The organism is Paenibacillus aestuarii, assembly GCF_027789125.1.
GTDB lineage: Bacteria > Bacillota > Bacilli > Paenibacillales > NBRC-103111 > Paenibacillus_E > Paenibacillus_E aestuarii.
The window spans coordinates 158,648-177,276 of record NZ_JAQFVF010000022.1 but is presented as its reverse complement, the minus strand read 5'-3'; the positions used below and the strand labels follow the sequence as shown (position 1 = coordinate 177,276).

The 18,629-nt window shown below is 52.3% G+C and carries 14 protein-coding genes; 1 reads left to right on the top strand and 13 read right to left on the bottom strand.

Features of this window, described 5'->3' with window-relative positions:
- Positions 1–28: 28 nt before the first annotated feature.
- From O9139_RS08210 to O9139_RS08170, 9 genes are all read right to left on the bottom strand, one after another.
- Complete coding sequence (locus O9139_RS08210) at positions 29–1,711, bottom strand: efflux RND transporter periplasmic adaptor subunit (protein ID WP_270878967.1); 1,683 nt, start codon at positions 1,709–1,711, stop codon at positions 29–31.
- A 244-nt stretch (positions 1,712–1,955) separates the two neighbouring features.
- Complete coding sequence (locus O9139_RS08205) at positions 1,956–3,866, bottom strand: beta-N-acetylhexosaminidase (protein WP_270878966.1); 1,911 nt, start codon at positions 3,864–3,866, stop codon at positions 1,956–1,958.
- A 163-nt stretch (positions 3,867–4,029) separates the two neighbouring features.
- Positions 4,030–5,115: a hypothetical protein gene (locus O9139_RS08200; RefSeq protein ID WP_270878965.1), complete on the bottom strand. Its 1,086-nt coding sequence runs from the start codon at positions 5,113–5,115 to the stop codon at positions 4,030–4,032.
- Between the two features lie 213 nt (positions 5,116–5,328).
- On the bottom strand, positions 5,329–6,849 hold the full coding sequence (locus O9139_RS08195) for a sensor histidine kinase (protein WP_270878964.1): 1,521 nt from the start codon (positions 6,847–6,849) through the stop codon (positions 5,329–5,331).
- Positions 6,846–7,529 carry a response regulator transcription factor gene (locus tag O9139_RS08190; RefSeq protein WP_270878963.1) on the bottom strand — a complete coding sequence of 228 codons (684 nt, stop codon included), beginning with the start codon at positions 7,527–7,529 and terminating at the stop codon, positions 6,846–6,848. Before O9139_RS08190 ends, O9139_RS08195 begins: the two co-directional genes overlap by 4 nt.
- 119 nt (positions 7,530–7,648) lie before the next feature.
- The gene (locus O9139_RS08185; protein WP_270878962.1) at positions 7,649–8,044 is read right to left on the bottom strand and encodes a GtrA family protein; all 396 of its coding nucleotides are present in this window, start codon (positions 8,042–8,044) and stop codon (positions 7,649–7,651) included.
- Positions 8,034–9,002, bottom strand: a complete 969-nt coding sequence (locus O9139_RS08180) for a glycosyltransferase family 2 protein (RefSeq protein WP_270878961.1) — start codon at positions 9,000–9,002, stop codon at positions 8,034–8,036. Before O9139_RS08180 ends, O9139_RS08185 begins: the two co-directional genes overlap by 11 nt.
- 18 nt (positions 9,003–9,020) lie before the next feature.
- Entirely contained in the window at positions 9,021–11,183 is a 2,163-nt protein-coding gene (locus O9139_RS08175; RefSeq protein WP_270878960.1) for a glycosyltransferase family 39 protein, read from the bottom strand.
- 209 nt (positions 11,184–11,392) lie between these two features.
- Positions 11,393–12,031: a hypothetical protein gene (locus O9139_RS08170; RefSeq protein ID WP_270878959.1), complete on the bottom strand. Its 639-nt coding sequence runs from the start codon at positions 12,029–12,031 to the stop codon at positions 11,393–11,395.
- Between the two features lie 207 nt (positions 12,032–12,238).
- Between O9139_RS08170 and O9139_RS08165 the strand changes: the two genes are divergently transcribed.
- Positions 12,239–13,495, top strand: a complete 1,257-nt coding sequence (locus tag O9139_RS08165) for a BaiN/RdsA family NAD(P)/FAD-dependent oxidoreductase (RefSeq protein ID WP_270878958.1) — start codon at positions 12,239–12,241, stop codon at positions 13,493–13,495.
- Between the two features lie 47 nt (positions 13,496–13,542).
- Here O9139_RS08165 and O9139_RS08160 read toward each other — a convergent pair whose 3' ends face one another.
- From O9139_RS08160 to O9139_RS08145, 4 genes are all read right to left on the bottom strand, one after another.
- Positions 13,543–14,898 (bottom strand): dicarboxylate/amino acid:cation symporter, encoded by a 1,356-nt coding sequence (locus tag O9139_RS08160; RefSeq protein WP_270878957.1) that lies wholly within the window; start codon positions 14,896–14,898, stop codon positions 13,543–13,545.
- Between the two features lie 158 nt (positions 14,899–15,056).
- Positions 15,057–16,355, bottom strand: coding sequence for an arsenic transporter (locus O9139_RS08155; RefSeq protein ID WP_270879042.1), 1,299 nt, complete (start codon positions 16,353–16,355; stop codon positions 15,057–15,059).
- An 865-nt stretch (positions 16,356–17,220) separates the two neighbouring features.
- Positions 17,221–17,646 carry a hypothetical protein gene (locus tag O9139_RS08150; RefSeq protein ID WP_270878956.1) on the bottom strand — a complete coding sequence of 142 codons (426 nt, stop codon included), beginning with the start codon at positions 17,644–17,646 and terminating at the stop codon, positions 17,221–17,223.
- A 65-nt stretch (positions 17,647–17,711) separates the two neighbouring features.
- The gene (locus O9139_RS08145; protein WP_270878955.1) at positions 17,712–18,614 is read right to left on the bottom strand and encodes an inositol monophosphatase family protein; all 903 of its coding nucleotides are present in this window, start codon (positions 18,612–18,614) and stop codon (positions 17,712–17,714) included.
- Positions 18,615–18,629: the final 15 nt, after the last annotated feature.

Sequence of the window (18,629 nt, the reverse complement as noted above, 5' to 3'; positions counted from 1 at the left end):
TAACTCCTTTCCAGCAAGCGGGCTATAATTAACGCCCGTTTCCTCCGCCGCCCGAGAATCCGCCACCGCTTCCTCCGGTGCCACCGTTTCTGCCACTGAAGCCTTGACCGCCTCCCGGGAATCCACCGCCGGGGAAGCCCTGCATTTGCTGCTGGTTGTTGGTCGTCGTTTTACGCGTCGGCATGACCACTTGGTCGCCTTCCGCCAAACCGCTTACGACCTCAACTTGCGTTTTGCTGCGGATACCGATCTTAATCTCGTGCCCTTCTTCCACTGTACCGTCCGCTTTCTTCACGGAGACGGTCGACTTCCCTTTCGAAGTCGTGACAGCCTGGATCGGCAACACTAAAATATCCTTTTTATCCTGAATATAAATTTCAGCCGTAGCTGTCATCGCGTATTTCAAGTCATTCGCTTCTGTGTTCGGAATCGAAACGACCGCATCATACGTGGTCACACCGTTCGTTGTCGTACCCACGTTAGAGACGGAGGTCACTTCGCCATCGAACGTCTTACCCGAGATCGCATCCACCTTCACCGTTGCCTTTTGGCCGACCTTAATGCTTGTCAGATCGAGCTCATCAACAGCGATAGCCAGCTGCATGGTGCTCAAGCTCGCAACAGCACCGAGCGTTGTATTGGCTTCAATCGACGCACCGGCTGGATAGTTACGCAGCACGTTACTTTTACTGTTAGCAAAGTCTGCGGAGAACACACCGTCAAACGGCGCTTTGATCGTCAATTGATCCAGCTTTTGCTGCGCATCTTCCACCTTGATCTTCTGGCTGTCGATGGCTGCTTGCTTGCTAATAATATTGTTCTGAAGATCATCGTTAAACATGGTTGCGATGGTATCGCCTTGCTTGACGGTATCTCCATCTTTGAATTTCATCGTTTTGATCGTGCCGCTGGCCTCTGAGAATACAGGCGTGGTCCGCACGTAATCCAGCGCAGCATCTGCGGATGAATCAATTTCGCTGCCGCCGCTAGTGATCTTACCTTTCACCTTCAAACCTGCGGATAGTGTGCCGTCATTGTCGACCAGCACTTCGACAGTCACGATTTTATTGCCATTAGCATCTGCATTAACGTCTCGGCTGACCGTATTCACGGTTCCGACCTTCGACATCAGGTACCCGTCGACTGAGAGCTCGACGTTATCGCCTTTCTTCAATTGCACAGCCTCTTGCAGCGGGAAGGACAGCTTAACCTTGTATTGCGACGTATCGGAAATCGTTCCGATTTTCGTTGTCTTGCTCACTTGGCTGCCCACATCCAGATTCGTGCTGAGCGTCAGCTTTCCACCCATCGTAGCCGAGATGCTCATGTGGCTTTGTTCGCCTTGCAGCTCCGCCAGCTCGCTCTGCATTTGATCCAGGCTGACCTGAGCCTCCTTCAGGTTCGTTTCCACCGATGGCACGGAGAGCTCTACGAGAACATCGCCTTTTTTCACGGCCTGATTTTGCGTAACATTCATCGTCTTAATAACCGCATCCACAGGGACGACGATGTTTTGTCTGTCCTTCGCATCCAGTTGCGACGTTCCGGAGACTGTCGAGCTGATCTCCCCCTTCGTCACTTTCATCACTGTCTGCTGTGCCGATGCTGCCGCTGGTTTTGCTTTAAAATGAAAATAGGAATAAGTGCCCGCTCCACACAGCATGGCCGCCAGAACAACAATGATCCATTTCTTATTTTGTTTCCACTTCATGGATATCTCCACTCTCCTGTACCCAAAGTCTCCGTCTATTTCACAAGACCAAGTGTAAGGGGCAAGGCTGAAGCCTATCTGAATCCCCGCTGAAAAGAAGTTGAATGCTAGCTGAGCGTTTGCTGAAAATGGCGGCAAGATGTGGCATCAAGGGGATATGGTGGGGATATTGGCCTTAAAAAGCGCAAAAAAGCTGTCCCTCATCAGTCAGGATGACAGGGGACAGCCGTGTTGTCAGCTTATCTTAAAAAGGATTCAAAACATGATAAAACACATTTGGCGAAGCCATCCGGTAGTAGAAGCTGCACCAGCCAACGCCTCTTTGGTTAAAGCGATTCGCCGTGCTGTACACCAGACGCTCCTGCTCCAGCTCCTCGATCTGCTCCAATTGGCCTTCCACATACGCCATCAGCCTGTATGCGGCCGTGTCCAGCCTATTGATCACACCGCCGTAGCGAATGTCGAGAACTTCCCAGCCGAAAGGCTTGAACATGCTGAGCCACTGCTTGCGGTGCGCAGCTCGCAGCGCTTGTACAGCAGCTGCAATGGCTGGCAGCGTTTCAAGGGCAATCCTGCGCAGCGTCGCTTTGTCACCGCTGTCGTAGGCTCTCTTCAGCTCGATGCCGATCTCGCTCTTGAGCTTCAAGACGCCGCACAGCTTCTCCGGCACGTCGAACAAATAATCGAGCGCGGCATCGCCGTCACGCCGGTTGTGGATAGCCTGCTCCACCTTGGCATAATGAGCGGCCATCTCCAGACCTTCGATCTGCTTGTCGAAGAGCCCCAGCAGCACGTCCTGATACAGCAGAAACTTCGACGGGTTACTCTGTTTCCGGTTGTCCGGCTCGGAGCCTGGCGTCTCATCCAAATATTTCAGTTGGAGGAAAGCATCGGCCTCAATGCCGGTACAGAACTTGATCCGCTCCGCGACCTGCGCCCAGTCAGGGCTTCCTTCCGTATAGGCATGCTCCGCATATAGCTGCAGACCGAGCAGCGCGATGAACGGGTTGCTCTCCATTCCGTCATCTCCCCACATAGTGGCGTAGACTTCACGGATGCCTTCTTTTTTGCATACCTGGAGCGCTGTATCTGTGGCATTCAGCGACAAGCCATAGTTCACCCCGAAGGTGTTGAATACCCAAACGGCGCCTGCGAACACCAAATTGCAGCCAAGCGGCCTGTGCTTAGCGATCAGGCTTTCATATTCTTCGCTCTCCAGATGGTTGTAGTCCCAGTAGACCATATCGACATCTTTCGGAATACGGCGCGCCATCTCCTCGGGAATTTGCGTCCCGGCATCATAATATTCCTCACCATTGGCCGAAGCCAGCTTCAGGAACATATCGCTCCACATCATCGGCTTCAGCCCCCGGCTGCGAACCACATCCAGCACTCTTTCCAAGTGCGCCGTCATAATCTCAAACCGGCTCACATAGCCATTCTTGTCCAAAAATTTCCCGCGGCCAAGCTCTTCCGCTTCGTCCATGCCGATGTGGATTTTGCGGCTGCGAAACGGCGCGCTGACAGCATCGATCATGTCCGCAACCAAACGGTCCGTCCGCTCATCGCCTACAAGCAAAGCACCTTTCGTATCTTTGTAGTGCTTCACGGGCTCCCATTTCAGGAACTCCTCCAGATGCGCGAGCGTCTGAATGCTGGGAAATGCCTCAATGCCGAATTGATCGGCGTAATCGTCGATCGCTTTGAGTTCCGCTTGCGTGTACCGTCCGCGCATGTAACCAAAATACGCCTCGCCGCTGATTTCATACGTATCTTCCATATACAGCATGACAGTGTTAAGCCCCATCAGTGCCATTTTATTTAAAATCTTTTTAAACCCGTCCAGCGTAAAAACCGCATTCCGGGACATATCGAACATCGGTCCGATCGTATCGAACTGCTGCTTCTCGCGAATTTCAAAAGAGGCGCCTTTGCGCAAATGCTGGATGAGAAGTCCGAGCCCCCGAAAAAACTGATGCTTTTGACCATATCGAATATAAGCCTGCTCCTGCTCGTAGCCGACCTCCAAAACGCCTGTGGATTGCTCGACGCTCACCGTAATGCCATCTTCCACTACGATGAACTGGAGCTCTTGTGATAACATTTGCACACCATCCCGCAGAGCGGTCATCTCACCTACAAAATGCAACTTCAATTCTTTTTCCCCCTGCCCGGTTCATAAATGTGCACTGACAAATGGACGATTGCATGTCCAACAATCACTATTTTACACGTTTCGAGCAATTTTGGTCAAAAAAATTGTTTTTACAAACAAAAAGATGACGCTACCCCGCATCTGGGCAGCGCCATCTCTTCTATTAGTTCGCAGCTGGGGCTGTGGTAGTTGGAGCCGCAGGAGCCTCGCCATCTGGACGGGTATGCTTATCTTCAACAAACTTCTTGATGGAATCGGTCATACTGTCTTTGATTTTGCTGATCAGGTCTTCTTCGCTGATGCCTTTGGACGCTGCAATGTCAACGATCGATTTGCCTGCGTCAAGCTGCGTTCTCATCTCGTCCACAGTGACACCCAGAATCGTTGTCAATGTGTCAGGATTGCCAATACCCAGACCGCCAGGACCTGCTGGGCCTCCGTGTCCACCACGACCTATAGGACCCGTGTTTTCGACTTGCTTCGTCAATCGGCCAGAGAGGCCGGACAGCATTTTATCCGCTTGATCTTGCGTCAACTTGCCCGCAGTCACCTCTGCGTTAATAGCCGTTGTCTCAGCAGCTACAAGCTTCTGCACGAAGTCCGCTTCGCTGACACCTTTCTCTTGAGCAAAAGCCGCTAATGTTTTGCCGGCATGAAGCGCCTCATCAACTGCACTTTGCTCAACGGCGAGCACGGAAGCTGCTTGTTCTGTCAAACGGATGCCGCCGAAACCGCCACCACGTTGACCGTCGCCGCCAGGGAAGCCACCTTTGCCGCCTACGCCTTTATTTTCAATTTGCTTTGTAAGTTGATCGGATAATCCGGAAATGATTTTATCTGCTTGATCTTGTGTCAGCTTGCCTGCAGTCACTTGTTCATTGATTGAAGCTGTTTCGGCAGCAACCAGCTTTTGCAAGTAGTCCGCTTCTGTCAACCCGCTAGCTGTTGCGATTTCCACTAATGTCTTGCCTTCTTTCAAGCTTGCGGAGATCGTAGCTTCATCGGTGTTAAGGATTGTAGCTGTTTCTTTGATGACATTGCCACCGAAGAACCCGCCTTGACGTCCGCCGCGATGGTCTTGTCCGTTCATGCCCCAGCCTGCTTTATCCGATTTTTGCGTTGTTGATGTGGTTGGTTGTGAAGCTGTTGCAGCAAAAGCATTATTATGTAAGGCGCCCACCACTCCAACTCCAAGTACAAAAGAAGCGATTAAAGAACCAGTTAATATTTTTTTACCGATAGTTTTCATAATGTGTTATCCACCTTTATCGTTTTATTTTGTGTTTCCTGCTTACAAAACCAAGTATAGACCCCTTACCTGAATTCCATCTGAGTGCAAACTGAACGTTAGCCTAGAATTACCTGAACATTGGCTGAAAAAACCAATTGGAAGCGTGCTGGACGGCCCGCGTGCAAACAAAAAAAGCCCCACCATAAGTGGGACTTCCCTCTTCTCCAGCCGCTATGACCGCGGCAGCAAGACCCGGAACGTGCTGCCTGCACCGAGCTCGCTATCGACATTGATCGTGCCGCCGTGCAGCTCGACGATCGACTGCGTGATCGACAGCCCCAGGCCGGCGCCGCCGCTCTTCCTCGCACGCGAAGTGTCAACGCGGAAGAAGCGGTCGAACAGGCGCCCCAAGTGCTCGGGCGCGATCCCTGGTCCGTTATCGTGCACAGCGATCTCAACTTGATTTTCGAGCTTAGCCAGCTTGAGCGTAATCTCCCCCGTCATGGGATGCGTATGCTGGACCGCGTTATGGAACAAGTTGAGCACGACCTGCTTGATTTTATCGGAATCGTACATACATAGTGTCTGCGGCTCCAGCTCGATCGTGATCTTCCGATCTCCAGCGAGCATCCGCAGCTGCGGTTCCATCTCCCGCAGCATTTCATCCAGCGCGCCTTCCGCCTTTTGGAAGGAAGGCGTGCGATCGAGCCGCGCGAGCATCAACAAATCCTCTACGAGCTTATTGATCCGCACCGATTCGCCATGCATGCTCTTCAACGCTTTCAGCAGCTGCTCCGGCTGGTTATACGCCCCCCGCAGCAGCACTTCCAGAAAGCCGTGAATCGAGGTCAGCGGCGTTCGCAATTCATGCGAAGCATCAGCGGCAAAACGGCGCATCTGCTCCTTGGCCTCTTTTTCAGCTTCGAAGCTAACTTCCAGCCGCTCCAGCATCCCATTGAAGGAGGTCGCGAGACTGTCAATTTCTACCTGCCCCTGATTGGCGGGAAAACGTTCATTTAAACTGCCGGCATCGATACGCTTCACCGTATCCACCATATTAGACAACGGAACGAGCGTACGGCGCAGCACAGGCAGAAATCCGAGCAATCCAAAAACCAGCGCAAGCATCGATAACAATAAGAACGTGGAAAGCTGACGGAACAGGACGTCCTTAATCGGCTGCGTGCTCACACTCGCCTGAATGATGCCTTTCACCTCTTGGGAACGATCGGGGTTACCGCCGATTTGATGAAACACGATTAACTGCTCGCGGCCCTCACTATCCTTCATGATCCGGTACTCGAGCTTCATCCTCGTTTTCATCAGATTCTTGTAATCATCCTCCGACAACTTCGGCGTAGCAAGCCCTGACTGGGTGGAGACCTGAGTGAACGTACCTTGTTCATCGATAATGGCGATAGATAATTCAGGTATGAAAACGCGTGGAACCTCGCCAGTCGAATCGTTGCCGTTGCCAACCCGCGGGCCTACGAAACCGTGCTTTGTATCAAAGGGGTTTCCATCACGCTCCGGAGATCCCATCACGCGCTGCCATCCCTGGGGTGGGAAAGTCGCCAGTTGATTGCGAACAGTCTCCGCTTTGTTCCGATACAAAAATTGCTGCATGAAAATATATTGAAACACGCCGATGAGCAGCAGCAAAGCTGACATCACAAGCAGCGACCGGGATAACAGCTGAAATTTTAACGAGCGGTGCTCGAAAAATTTAGCAAACGGACTTTGCTTCTTCATGTCAAATCCATCCGGTAGCCCGCGCCGCGAATCGTACGGATCAGCTTATGCTCCTTGTCGCCCAACTTGTCACGCAGTGAGCGAATATAGACTTCAACAATATTTTCTTCCCCGCCAAAATCATAGCCCCATACTTTATCCAAAATCATCGTCTTGCTAAGCACAAGCCCGTGATTGATTGCCATAAACTTCAACAGCTCATATTCAGTCGGAGACAGCTCCAGCACTTTATCGTGCAGACTGATTTCCTTGCGCCGGTCGTCCATCCGCAGCGGTCCGATAACAACCTCGCCGAACAAGTTCGGGAAATGATTGCGGATGCGCGCATAGATGCGCGCCAGCAGCTCCTCGAAGCTGAATGGCTTAACCATGTAATCGTCCGCGCCCAAAGTTAAGCCTTTCACCCGATCTTCGACTTCGTCCTTAGCTGTCAACATAATAACTGCAACGTTATCGGTTTTTTTGATCATCCGGCATACTTCAAACCCATCCATGCCCGGCATCATGACATCCAGGATCGCGATATGCGGCTGGAATTTATTGCAAATAGTAATGGCGCTGAGGCCGTCCTGGGCGGTCATTACTTCAAAACCTTCATTTTGCAAGCCGAGCTCCAAAAATTCAAGAATATGCGGCTCGTCGTCGACCAGCAATATTTTAATGCCTTTTAGTTGGCGCATGTGTGTATCCTCCTACGGAATCTTTGCAAATTAATCTCTTCTATAGGTATTATCCCATATCCTGCCTAAAAGCTAGCTGAGAAAAAACTGAAAGATTCCTGAATGTTCCTCCAGCAAGGTTAAGCTGCCCGTTTGGCGCGAAAAACCCACAAACGGCTGCCTGCATAATTCAAAATACTCCCGCAACCCGTAGCGGCCAGCTTCGCCAGCCATAAAGGCCACACGAGGATTTCGATGCAACCATGCAAGATAACAGAAGTAAATAAGAGCATAACAGCATTCACCGCAAGGAACCGGAATAGGTGGCCTTTGTCAGCCGCGCTGTCCTTAAACGTCCATGAACGATTCATCAAGTAGCTGTTCGCCACACCGCATGTATACGCTGCGCACTGTGCCAGCAGTTCTTGCGAGCCCAGAAACAGCAGCAGCGCGAAGACGGTAAAATCAATGCCTGAGTTCAATGCGCCGACAAATCCAAACTTGATAAACGAAGGCAGCGAGTTTTTAGATAACATGGCGAATACCGCGCTCTTTTTTCTTTACCCCGTGGCAGTCAGACACAATGTAAAGCGGACGGCCTTTGGCCTCGTCATAGACGCGCCCGATATATTCGCCGATAACGCCAAGGACAATCAGCATAACCCCGCTGACGAGCAGTTGGATCATCGCGACCACATTCCATCCAGCCACAGCAGTATCTGTGAATAACTTCATATAGAAAATAATTAGCATATACAAGACGCCTGCCAGTGAAAGCGTCCCGCCCAAATAAGAAGCCAGCTTCAGAGGCTTGAGCGAAAAGGACGTGAGGCCATCCAAAGAAAGCTTCAGCATCTTCTTCAGCGGGTACTTCGTTTCACCCGCGGCTCGTTCATCGCGCACATATTCCACTGAGGTCTGGCGAAAGCCAACCCAACTGACAAGCCCGCGGACAAAACGATTTTTCTCCGTCATTCGGCACATCACATTGCAGACCTCACGGTCCATCAGGCGAAAGTCCCCGGTATCCACCGGAATGGCGATATCCGTTGACGCCCGCAGGATGCGGTAGAACAGCCGTGCCGTCTGCTTTTTAAAGAAGGTCTCGCCCTTGCGCTCCGTCCGCTTGGCGTAGACAACATCGAACCCTTCCTTCCACTTCTTAATCATCTCAAGAATAAGCTCCGGCGGGTCTTGAAGGTCAGCGTCAATGACGATGACCGCAGCTCCGCTGGCATAATCCATCCCCGCCGTGATAGCAATCTGATGGCCAAAATTCCGGGAAAAATTAATGAGTTTGATCGCGGGATCCTTTTCGCTATAAGCCTGAAGGATAGCCGCCGTGCGATCACGGCTGCCGTCATTGACAAACAGTAGCTCATAAGGTTCGCCCGTTTGATTCATCACCTGCTTCAGCCGCCGATACGTCTCATGAATGACTTCTTCCTCGTTGAACACGGGGATAATGACGGAATACCGGATAAACTCGTTCATCTTGATCAACCTCCTGAATTATAGAGAATCGTAATTAATTTCATATAAAGTTGCAGAACCGCCCATGCCGCCCATGCCGCCCATACGACCGTCGCGGCCATCGCGATCCGTTTGACCGTCTCGGTTGCTTTCACTGTTCGAACTCGTCGTTGTTGTCGGCGACTGATATTCGCTTTGCGGCACTTCGGTGCTGTGCGCCTTGACCCAAGCAGTCACATCGGAGCTAGTCTCACCGCCACCCCCGAAGCCGCCTCCGGCATTAAGGAGGAAATATTTGATTTCATGGTTAGCTACCATTTGCTTCAATTTCTCTACAGTTAGAATCGGGTCAGAGCCTGAGAAGCCGCCCATCGCCATCACAGCTTTGCCTGTTTGGATAATATAATTGGAAGCCTCTGTCGCCCGAGATACGGCAAACAAATAGGTTTCACCTGTATTGTTTTTGGTTACATAATCAAGCAGCTTGGTATCCACTTCACTTGAGCCGCCCATCCCCATACTCGCGCTTTGCTTCAAGTTCGGCCCCGCTTCAGGCAGCATGCTGTTGCCGCCGTACAGGAGAGGTGTTGCCGCCCAGTAGAGCGGTGCCACGAGCAAGACGGCCAGCGCTAGCACAGCCGCCCTGTGAGCCAGCTTTTCCTTCTTCACAGCAAGCAGAAGGAAGAACAGGCATGCCGCGCCGGCAGCCCCTACGCCTATCGCCCAACTTGAACCGATTTGCTGGCGATACGGCATGATCACATAAACTTCAAACGCTGTTGTCGCAGCGATAGCAGCTGGCAGCAGCCACATTTTCCAGCCCGCTCTGTCGCGGTAGTAACTCCAAAGCTCGGTCCAACCCGCTCCTGCCAGCGCGGCGATCGGCGCAGCCAGCATAATGAGATAGTATTGATGGAAGAAGCCAGCCACGCTGAAAAAAGCAGCGGCCGGCAGCAGCCAAGCCAGCCAAAAGAGAGCTTCGAATTGCTTAGCAGTTAGCGCCTTCTTACGGCGAATGCTTAAGAGCAGAGCCAATGTGCCGATCAGGGCAAATGGCAGCAACCAGCTGATCTGACCGGAAAGCGAAGACTGGAATAGCCTCAGAGGTCCTGGTGTTCCTGTGTTGAAGGCACCGCCGCCGTTGCGGCCATCCTGACCCGGACCGCCCCCTGGGAAGCCTGCGGGTGGATTGCCCGTTCCGTCGAAGGCCGGCATCTGGCCATTTTGGGCAGGCGCGCCATCTTGACGGGCTGCCGCGGTGCCGTCATTGCCGACGCCGCCATCCGCTTTACCGCCGTCGCTGTTCGACGCTTGAACGCCGTCAGTCCGGCCCGTCTGACCATCGCCTCTTGCCGGCATCTGGCCGCCGTCCGGTCTAGCGCCGCCTCCACCGCCCGGACCTTGATTCCCCGTTAGGCGGGATACGCCGTTATACCCGAAAGCCAGCTCCAAGACGGAGTTCGTCTGGCTGCTTCCCATATAAGGCCGTTTGTCGGCAGGGATCGAATCAACAATCAACGCCCACGATAAGGACAGAACGACAAGCACGACGGTAGCGCTTGTTAATACCTTCAGCTTGTTTTTCCAATTCACTTTGCTTGCAAATAAATAAAAGAGATAAAAAGCAGGCACGACCATATAAGCTTGAAGCATCTTCATATTAAAGCCGACGCCGATCACGGCAAATGCGCCGACGACAAACCCCCACTTGTTGTTTCGTACACCCTTCATCAGCATCCAAGTCGCCAAAATGAGTGTAAACACAAGCATGCTGTCCACATTGTTCGTCCGGCTGACAGCCGCAGCGATCGGTGTGCAGGCAAAGATTAAGCTGGCCAATCGGGCAGCAGTCCTGCCGAATGTCGGTTTGATAATGGCATACAGAAGAAGCACCGATCCGACGCCCGCAAGAGCTTGCGGCAAAATCACACTCCAGCCATGCAAACCAAACACATAGGCACTGAGCGTTTGGATCCAAAACGTGACCGGAGGTTTATCAACCGTGACATATCCGCCAGGATCAAAAGAAGCAAAGAAAAAATTGTGAAAGCTTTGCAGCATACTCGTTACAGCCGCTGTGTAATAACCGTTAACAACGTTGTCCTTCCAGATGCCGTATATGTTCAAAAAAGCGGCAAGTAATGCTATAGCAACGAGGATGAAATCCATCCGCTGTGTCTTTGGTGTCTTTTGCTTTCTCATCTTCAGGTACCCACTCCTTTATCATCATTCTCGTCCGGTTCGCTCTCTGTTGGCGCCGGATCTATTGCTTACAATTTAACCTTCTAAGCTGAATATGAACTGAGAGCGACCTGAGCATTCCGTGAATGTTACGAGCATGAAAAAAGCGATAGCGCCAGAAGCCCGCGCAGCTCCTTGGTTCTATCGCTTTTAATGTGAAACGCTGATGATTAGCTTTGCTGTGTCTTTCTTGCGCCGTACGCCCGTTGAAGCAGTTCTTGCATATGGGAGGAGCTCGATGAAGTCGTGGCGCTGTTCTGACTGCTGCTGTCTTGACTGCTGTCAGTCGTATCATCATCGTCCTCGTCCGTAAGAGCTTGCAGAATTGCCTTCAAATCCGTTCCATCCGTAGACGAAGTGGAATCCGATCCGCCGGGACCGCCTGGGCCACCGCCAGGGGGAGGTCCACCAGGAGGCCTTCCCCCTGGCGGAGGTCCCATTGGCCTTTGGGTACCGTTAGATGCATCTATACCTTGGCTGCTCAGTTGTTCCAATAATTCATCGAGGTCTTCCGCAGAGATCTTGGTCGTACTGGATGGACTGCTGGATGTGCTGCTGGTTGAATCGGTCGCAGAGCTAACCGAATCGCTGCTGTCGCTGGAATTATCCGTTGTTAAGTCTGCAGCTGAAGCATAATTTCTCAGCTTCGCCAGCAGCTCCTGCGCCTCCGGACTCAGTTCGAGGGAATCACTGTCAGACTTCTTGCTTTTCGCTGAATTCGTGGTTGAACTGCTGCCCGCCGAACTGCTCGAGAAGCTGAGTGAGTGCTGTTTGTACAGGGCGTTCGTTGTAGAACTGGATATTTGCATAAAACACACCTTTCTTATGTATTCATGTAATTTTCGCTCACTTTCGTAAGCTCAATATTACAATCATAGTGCGCCCAAATGAACACCCGATGAACAGAAGTTGAAAGCCGGTTGAAAGTTAGCTGAGAGTTTCCTGTCCTTTCGTTTTGAACTAGGCGCAGTGCGTGCTATGATGATAGAAAATATAGATGTAGGGGCTTTATGAACATGAAATATGATGTGATTGTCATCGGCGGCGGTTCTGCCGGCTTGATGGCCAGTGTTGCCGCAAGTGCGGAAGGCGCGAAGGTGCTGCTTGTGGATAAAGGCGACAAGCTCGGCCGCAAGCTCGGCATCTCCGGCGGCGGGCGCTGCAACGTAACGAATAATAAAGACATGGATGAGCTGATTAAGCATATTCCGGGCAATGGCCGCTTTTTGTACAGCGCGCTCGCTCATTTCAGCAACAAAGATATCATCGCTTTTTTTGAGAATCTCGGCATCGCCCTCAAAGAAGAGGATAACGGGCGGATGTTTCCCGTCAGCGACAAAGCCAAAACCGTCGTTGACGCCCTCATCGGCCAGGTACGCCGGCAAGGCGTTGAGATCCGGACGAACAGCCCGGTCCGGCAGGTGCTCTACCAAGACGGGCGCGTCGAAGGTGTTCGCCTGCATGCCGGCGAAACGCTGCGCAGCGACGCGGTCATTATCGCCTCCGGCGGGTGCTCCGTACCCCACACAGGCTCAACAGGCGACGGGTACGCCTGGGCTGAGGCTGCGGGGCATACGATCACGCCGCTCTTCCCGACCGAGGTCCCGCTGACCTCGAGCGAGCCTTTCATCCGCAGCCGCGAGCTGCAGGGGCTTTCCTTGCGTGACGTGACGCTATCCGTCTGGAACGCCAAAGGAAAAGCGCTGATCGCCCACAACGGCGACCTGCTGTTTACGCATTTCGGCCTATCGGGCCCAATCGCGCTCCGCTGCAGCCAGTTCGTGGTCAAAGAGCTGGCGAAATCGGACCGCAAAGAAGTGATGCTCACCATTGACCTCTTCCCTGAACTGACGGTCGATGAGATTTACCAACAGAGCATGGCCCTGGCCAAAAACGATGCCAAAAAAGCGATCAAGAATGTGCTCAGAAGCATGCTGTCTGAGCGCTTGATCCCGCTTCTCTTGAACAAAGCTGAGCTGGACGAACTGCTCACGTATGATAACATCCCGAAAGCGAATTGGCTGACGCTGTGCCGAATGATAAAAGCTTTTCCGGTTCATGTAAACGGGACATTGTCTTTGGAAGAAGCGTTCGTCACCGGCGGCGGCGTTCATCTGAAAGAGATCGATCCCGGCACGATGCAATCCAAGCTGATGAGCGGATTGTTTTTCTGCGGCGAAATTCTGGACATCCACGGATACACTGGCGGTTACAATATCACCGCAGCTTTCGCCACCGGTTATACGGCGGGCAAAAGCGCAGCAGCGCTGTAAACAAAAAAGGCACCGCATCCAAAAGATGCAGGTGCCTTTCTATCCTTTTAAGCTGTCGCAACTTCAAGTTCGTCTTCTTCATCCCGATCGAAGGCTTCCCGATCAAATTCACCTTCGGATTCAGCGACCAGAAGTGATGTAACCGTTGTACCCGTTGCGTTAACTGCCGTACGGCCCATGTCGATCAGCGCTTCAACGCCGAGCACAAGACCCATACCTTCAAGCGGCAGACCCAGCGCTGTCAATACAACCGTTGTGGAGATCGCTGCCGGACCCGGAACCCCAGCCACACCGATGGACGAGATCACAGCTACAAGAATCAGCAATACATATTGCGAAGCGCTCATTGGCAGGTTGTATACTTTTGCCACGAAAACCGCAACTACTGCCGGCCATACCCCGCCGCAGCCGTTAAAGTTCATCGTTGCGCCAAGCGGAGCCACGAAGCTGGCGATACGCGGGGAAACGCGCAAGCGCTTCGTAATGACTTCCAAGTTAACAGGCAGCGTCGCGTAGCTGCTGCGTGTAGTGAAAGCAACGGCAATCGTCGGATACGCCTTTTTGAAAAACTTAATCGGGTTAACTTTCGCCACCAGCAAGACTAAACCACCAAAGACGAGTACGAAGTGAATAATTAATGCCACGTAAGAAGTTAAAATGACTTTAGCAAGCGGGGCCAATGTTTCCAAGCCGTATTTGCCGGCCATCGCTGCAATCAAAGCGTACACACCGTATGGTGTCAAGCGGATGACATATTTAACAACTTGATGGATCACTGTTGTCGCCGATGTGATCAGTGCTTTGAGCGGAGCCACAGCTTCCGGCTTTTTGGAACCTACATGGACAATCGCTACTGCCACGAAGATCGCGAAGATCAGCACCGGCACCACTTTGCCGCTAGCTGCATCGCTGAATGGGTTGGAAGGTACCAGATCGAGAATAACTTGCGAGAACGTCGGAATTTCTTTTGCTTTAAAATCTTTCGGCACCGCCGCTGCAATCCCATTACCTGGATCGATCGCGAGCGCAACCACCAGACCGATAATGGCGGCAATACCGGTTGTCAGCAAGAACCAGCCGACTGTTTTGAGACCAAGCTTGCGCAGTTGGCCCAAGCTCGATAGAGAAGCAATACTATTGATAACTAGGATAAAGACCAATGGCATGACGAGCATTTTAATCAAATTGACATAAATCGTACCCAGCGTACTTACGCTTTTAAAATCGAGTTTAGTCAGGTTAAAGATAATCCCTGCGACCAGACCAAGACCTAAGCCGATAAAAACGCGGGAACCGAAGCTCAATCTCTTTTTCGCCAAGAAAAAGAGGAAGGCAATAATAACGATGGATACAAGCAAGCTAACCCAGTTCGTCTGAAAAGCTGTGACTAAGTTGTTTTTCACCAAAATCATCCCCTTTAATTCCAATGTTGTTACTTGGTTTTATTGAAATAAGAATATGACAACTGTTGTGAGCTGTCAATGAATTTTTTAATTCTATTTTAATCTTATTTTAATATAGCTTTAACTATTACATTGGCATTAAAGTTTAGCCGAGGCTTCTACGAGAGAAGCCACAGCCAGATATAGAGACCTGTCAAGGTGATTAACAGTGTGGGTATCGTCAATAAAAAGCCCATTTTACAATAGTAGCCCCACGTAATGCGCACATCTTTGCGGGAAAGTACATGCAGCCACAAAAGCGTAGCCAATGAGCCGATCGGGGTCATTTTCGGACCGAGGTCGGTGCCGATCACATTCGCGTAGATGAGCGCTTCGCGCATTACGCCTTCCGCCTGTGTACCATGAATCGCCAGCGCGTCAATCATCACCGTCGGCAAGTTGTTCATGAAGGATGACAACAGCGCAGCCACGAAGCCCATGCACAGTGTCGCCGCATAGAGCCCATGGTCCGCAGCCGCTTGGAAGACCTTGCCGAGAAGCGCGGTGAGCCCGGCGTTCTTGAGACCGTAGACGACGACATACATCCCAATGGAAAAAATGACGATCGTCCATGGCGCTTCTTTGATGATTTTGCGCAAGTCCACCGCAGTGCTGCGACGCGCCGCTACCAGGAACACGAGCGTGGCTACGCCGGTGATGAGGCTGATCGGCACTGCGATCCATCCGCTGGCCAGAAAAGCCAGCAGCATGACGCTCAGGACGATCCATGAGAGGCGGAACAGCCGCACATCTTTGATCGCTTCGTGCGGCTGCTTCAGCATGTGCACGTCGTAGCGCAGCGGGATTTGGCGGCGGTAGCAGAGATACAGCATGCCAAGGCTTGCGGCAATCGAGAATATATTCGGCACCAGCATGCGTGACGCATATTCCACAAAGCCGATGCCAAAGTAGTCGGCCGACACGATGTTGGTCAGATTGCTGACCGTCAGCGGCAGCGAGGCCGTATCGGCAATGAATCCGCCCGCCATAATGAAGGGCACGATCATCCGCTGCTCGAATTGCAGCGCGCGGACCATCGCCAGCACGATCGGCGTTAGAATGAGCGCCGCCCCGTCATTGGCGAATAAACCGGATACGGCTGCACCGAGCAGGATCACGTACACGAACATGAGCAGGCCGCTACCGCGCGCTAGCCGCGCCATATGGAGAGCCGCCCACTCGAAGAAGCCGATTTCGTCGAGCAGTAAGGAGTTAAGAATAATTGCCACAAAGGTGAGCGTTGCGTTCCAAACGATATCGGTCACCTCGATCACGTTGTGCCACGTAACAACGCCGAGCAGCAGCGCAAGCAGCGCGCCTCCCGACGCTGTCCAGCCGATGCCGAGTCCTCTAGGCTGCCAAATGACGAGTGTGATTGTCACCATAAAAAGCAAACAAGCAAGTATGATCATTTGAATCTAGTCCTCCGTTTTGCCTATGAAGCATGTATTTAGAATGAATTGACAGGTAGAATTGGTAGAACGGTAAAATGGTAAAATGACAACCTCTTGATCATAACGCGTTGTCTGCTAGTTGTTAAGATGGTATCCAATAATTGCGTGGCTCTATTCTGCGTGGAGATAACGCTGTTTGTCTCCTTGGAGTGGACACGTTTATTGGTTGGCGATGCCTTGCGAAATTGAGTAAACCCCATCAGCCACGTTCTGTGTGAAGTACAAGATGTGGTCTCCTTGGCGTGGACGGTGTTATTGGGTTGGGACTGCCTTGCGGCGGCTTGCTCCGGTGACATGGGGGTGGGGCTCGAATAGTGTTTTGTTCACAAGTTGGCGGGGCTTGCGGGGACTTGTGCGTGGGTCTGCCTTAACAACGCGTTGTTGGCCGGCAGTTACGATGCTATTCTATAATTCATCAGCATATTCTGCGTGAAGCACACGCCGTTTGTCTCCTCGGAGCGGACGGCGTTTTATTTTTTTATAAGGAGGATTGTATATGAAGGTTGAAAAGAAAATTGAGAGTTTCATAGCGATGCAGCGTCGGTCTGCCACGGGCTTGCGTCTTGAACAACTTCACACGGATTTAACGGGGACGACAGCTTAAATACTTCCTTTTTACATGGGATAAAATGGATAAAATGGTAAACACATGTCACCTCGTCCAGTGCACTGTACTTGCTCTAAAGCAGATTTATCTCTTTCGAGGCTCGCGAGCCAGCGCTCCCCTCACGGCTAGCCCCGGCCGCCCGCGCGCCGCTCCACCCTGCGCAAAACAAAAGACCTATCCCCCAAGTGGATAGGTCCGCAATAGCGGGAGCGTCCTAATGCCCTACAGCCGGATACCTGCGCTGAAGTGGTTGTAGTCGTCTGCCGACGGGTCGAACGCGGCTTCATCTTCGCTCGGGATCGCATCAGCGTCCCTCCAAGCTGAAGAGGATGCCGTGGCGTAGCTTTCCGTCCAATCCTCATTCACCGTATGTGCAGGAATACGGATAGAGTTCTCCAAGTCGTACGCCATGGCATATACGGCAGTCTCCGTCGTCTCCACGTTGCGCTCCACTAAGCGCCCGCCGTGAGCTTGGGCAATCTCGATCGCAGACGTCATCTCCTGATCGTCAACATGAATATGCAGGATCGGCTTGGCTTCGGTGATCATGTTCGGCTTGTAGCCGAGCTCCTCCAGTGTATCCAGTGCGAGCAGGGCTTCCCGCTCTTGATCGAATTCAAAAAATATCGGAATCGCATTATTATTCATGGCAAAACATCCTTTCTTCCACAATTGAAAAAGTTTGCCATTAGCATCTGCAATTGCCGCCTGTGCTATACACCCATTTCCTGAACCAGCTTTAACAGCTCTTGATGGTATTCCGGAACAGCCGCCACCAGATAAGGAGCCTTTCCCTTTCCGTTCCCCTCACCCGCATGTCCGCCAACAAGCGTCACTGGATTCCCGGCAAAATCCGTCACTCTCACACCTGCCTCCTGAGCAAGCAGCAAACCGGCATACAAATCTTCCCCTTCGGAATTGTACAGCACAATCCCGTGCAAGTCCCCGCGGGCCAGCATCGCCCAGGTGATGGAGGGCGCCCAGACGCGCAGTACTCTTTTGATCTGATGCTCCAGATGGTGCCGCAGCTTCAATGCGCCGTTGTCGTCTTTGCCCACTCCATGGCCCTGAATCCACGAGATCGTGGATTTGGCCAGAGGGCCGCCAGGCTTCGCTTCCAGCCTCGTCTCGCCCAGCCACGCGCCTTCACCGTGAACGGCCGTGTACGTCAGCTCTAGCGCTGAGTCATGGACGACGCCAAGTACAGTTTGTCCCTGAAAGCCAAGCGAGATGGACACCCCGTACAGCGGAATGCCCAACGCAAAATTGTTCGTGCCGTCGAGCGGGTCCACGTGCCACACCCAGTCGCTTGCCACTCCGCCTTCCCCCGCTTCTTCACTATAGATCCGATGATCCGGGAATACGGCGCGCAGCTCTTCTACAATCAAGCGATCGGCCTTTATGTCAACTTCTGTGACCAGATCACCGCGATCTCCCTTCTGCTCAATATGCAGCTTGCCGCCGAAGCTTGTCCGAGCTAATCCGCCTGCAAGCCTCGCCGCCTTCACTGCCGTCTCCTTCGCCTGCCGCATCACGTTCTCCTCCATCGCCATCTCTCCCTTTTGCATGCTCAGTCGCTCAGTTACCCAGTTGTATGAACTTCTTCTCTTCATCATAGCACAAGCCCCCGT

Bases quoted from the DNA above. Each gene is read 5' to 3' on its own strand.
- O9139_RS08175 (WP_270878960.1), bottom strand. From the start codon at position 11,183: ATGAGAAAGCAAAAGACACCAAAGACACAGCGGATGGATTTCATCCTC.
- O9139_RS08170 (WP_270878959.1), bottom strand. From the start codon at position 12,031: ATGCAAATATCCAGTTCTACAACGAACGCCCTGTACAAACAGCACTCA.
- O9139_RS08210 (WP_270878967.1), bottom strand. From the start codon at position 1,711: ATGAAGTGGAAACAAAATAAGAAATGGATCATTGTTGTTCTGGCGGCC.
- O9139_RS08190 (WP_270878963.1), bottom strand. From the start codon at position 7,529: ATGCGCCAACTAAAAGGCATTAAAATATTGCTGGTCGACGACGAGCCG.
- O9139_RS08195 (WP_270878964.1), bottom strand. From the start codon at position 6,849: ATGAAGAAGCAAAGTCCGTTTGCTAAATTTTTCGAGCACCGCTCGTTA.
- O9139_RS08150 (WP_270878956.1), bottom strand. From the start codon at position 17,646: ATGAATAATAATGCGATTCCGATATTTTTTGAATTCGATCAAGAGCGG.
- O9139_RS08185 (WP_270878962.1), bottom strand. From the start codon at position 8,044: ATGTTATCTAAAAACTCGCTGCCTTCGTTTATCAAGTTTGGATTTGTC.
- O9139_RS08145 (WP_270878955.1), bottom strand. From the start codon at position 18,614: ATGATGAAGAGAAGAAGTTCATACAACTGGGTAACTGAGCGACTGAGC.
- O9139_RS08200 (WP_270878965.1), bottom strand. From the start codon at position 5,115: ATGAAAACTATCGGTAAAAAAATATTAACTGGTTCTTTAATCGCTTCT.
- O9139_RS08180 (WP_270878961.1), bottom strand. From the start codon at position 9,002: ATGAACGAGTTTATCCGGTATTCCGTCATTATCCCCGTGTTCAACGAG.
- O9139_RS08165 (WP_270878958.1), top strand. From the start codon at position 12,239: ATGAAATATGATGTGATTGTCATCGGCGGCGGTTCTGCCGGCTTGATG.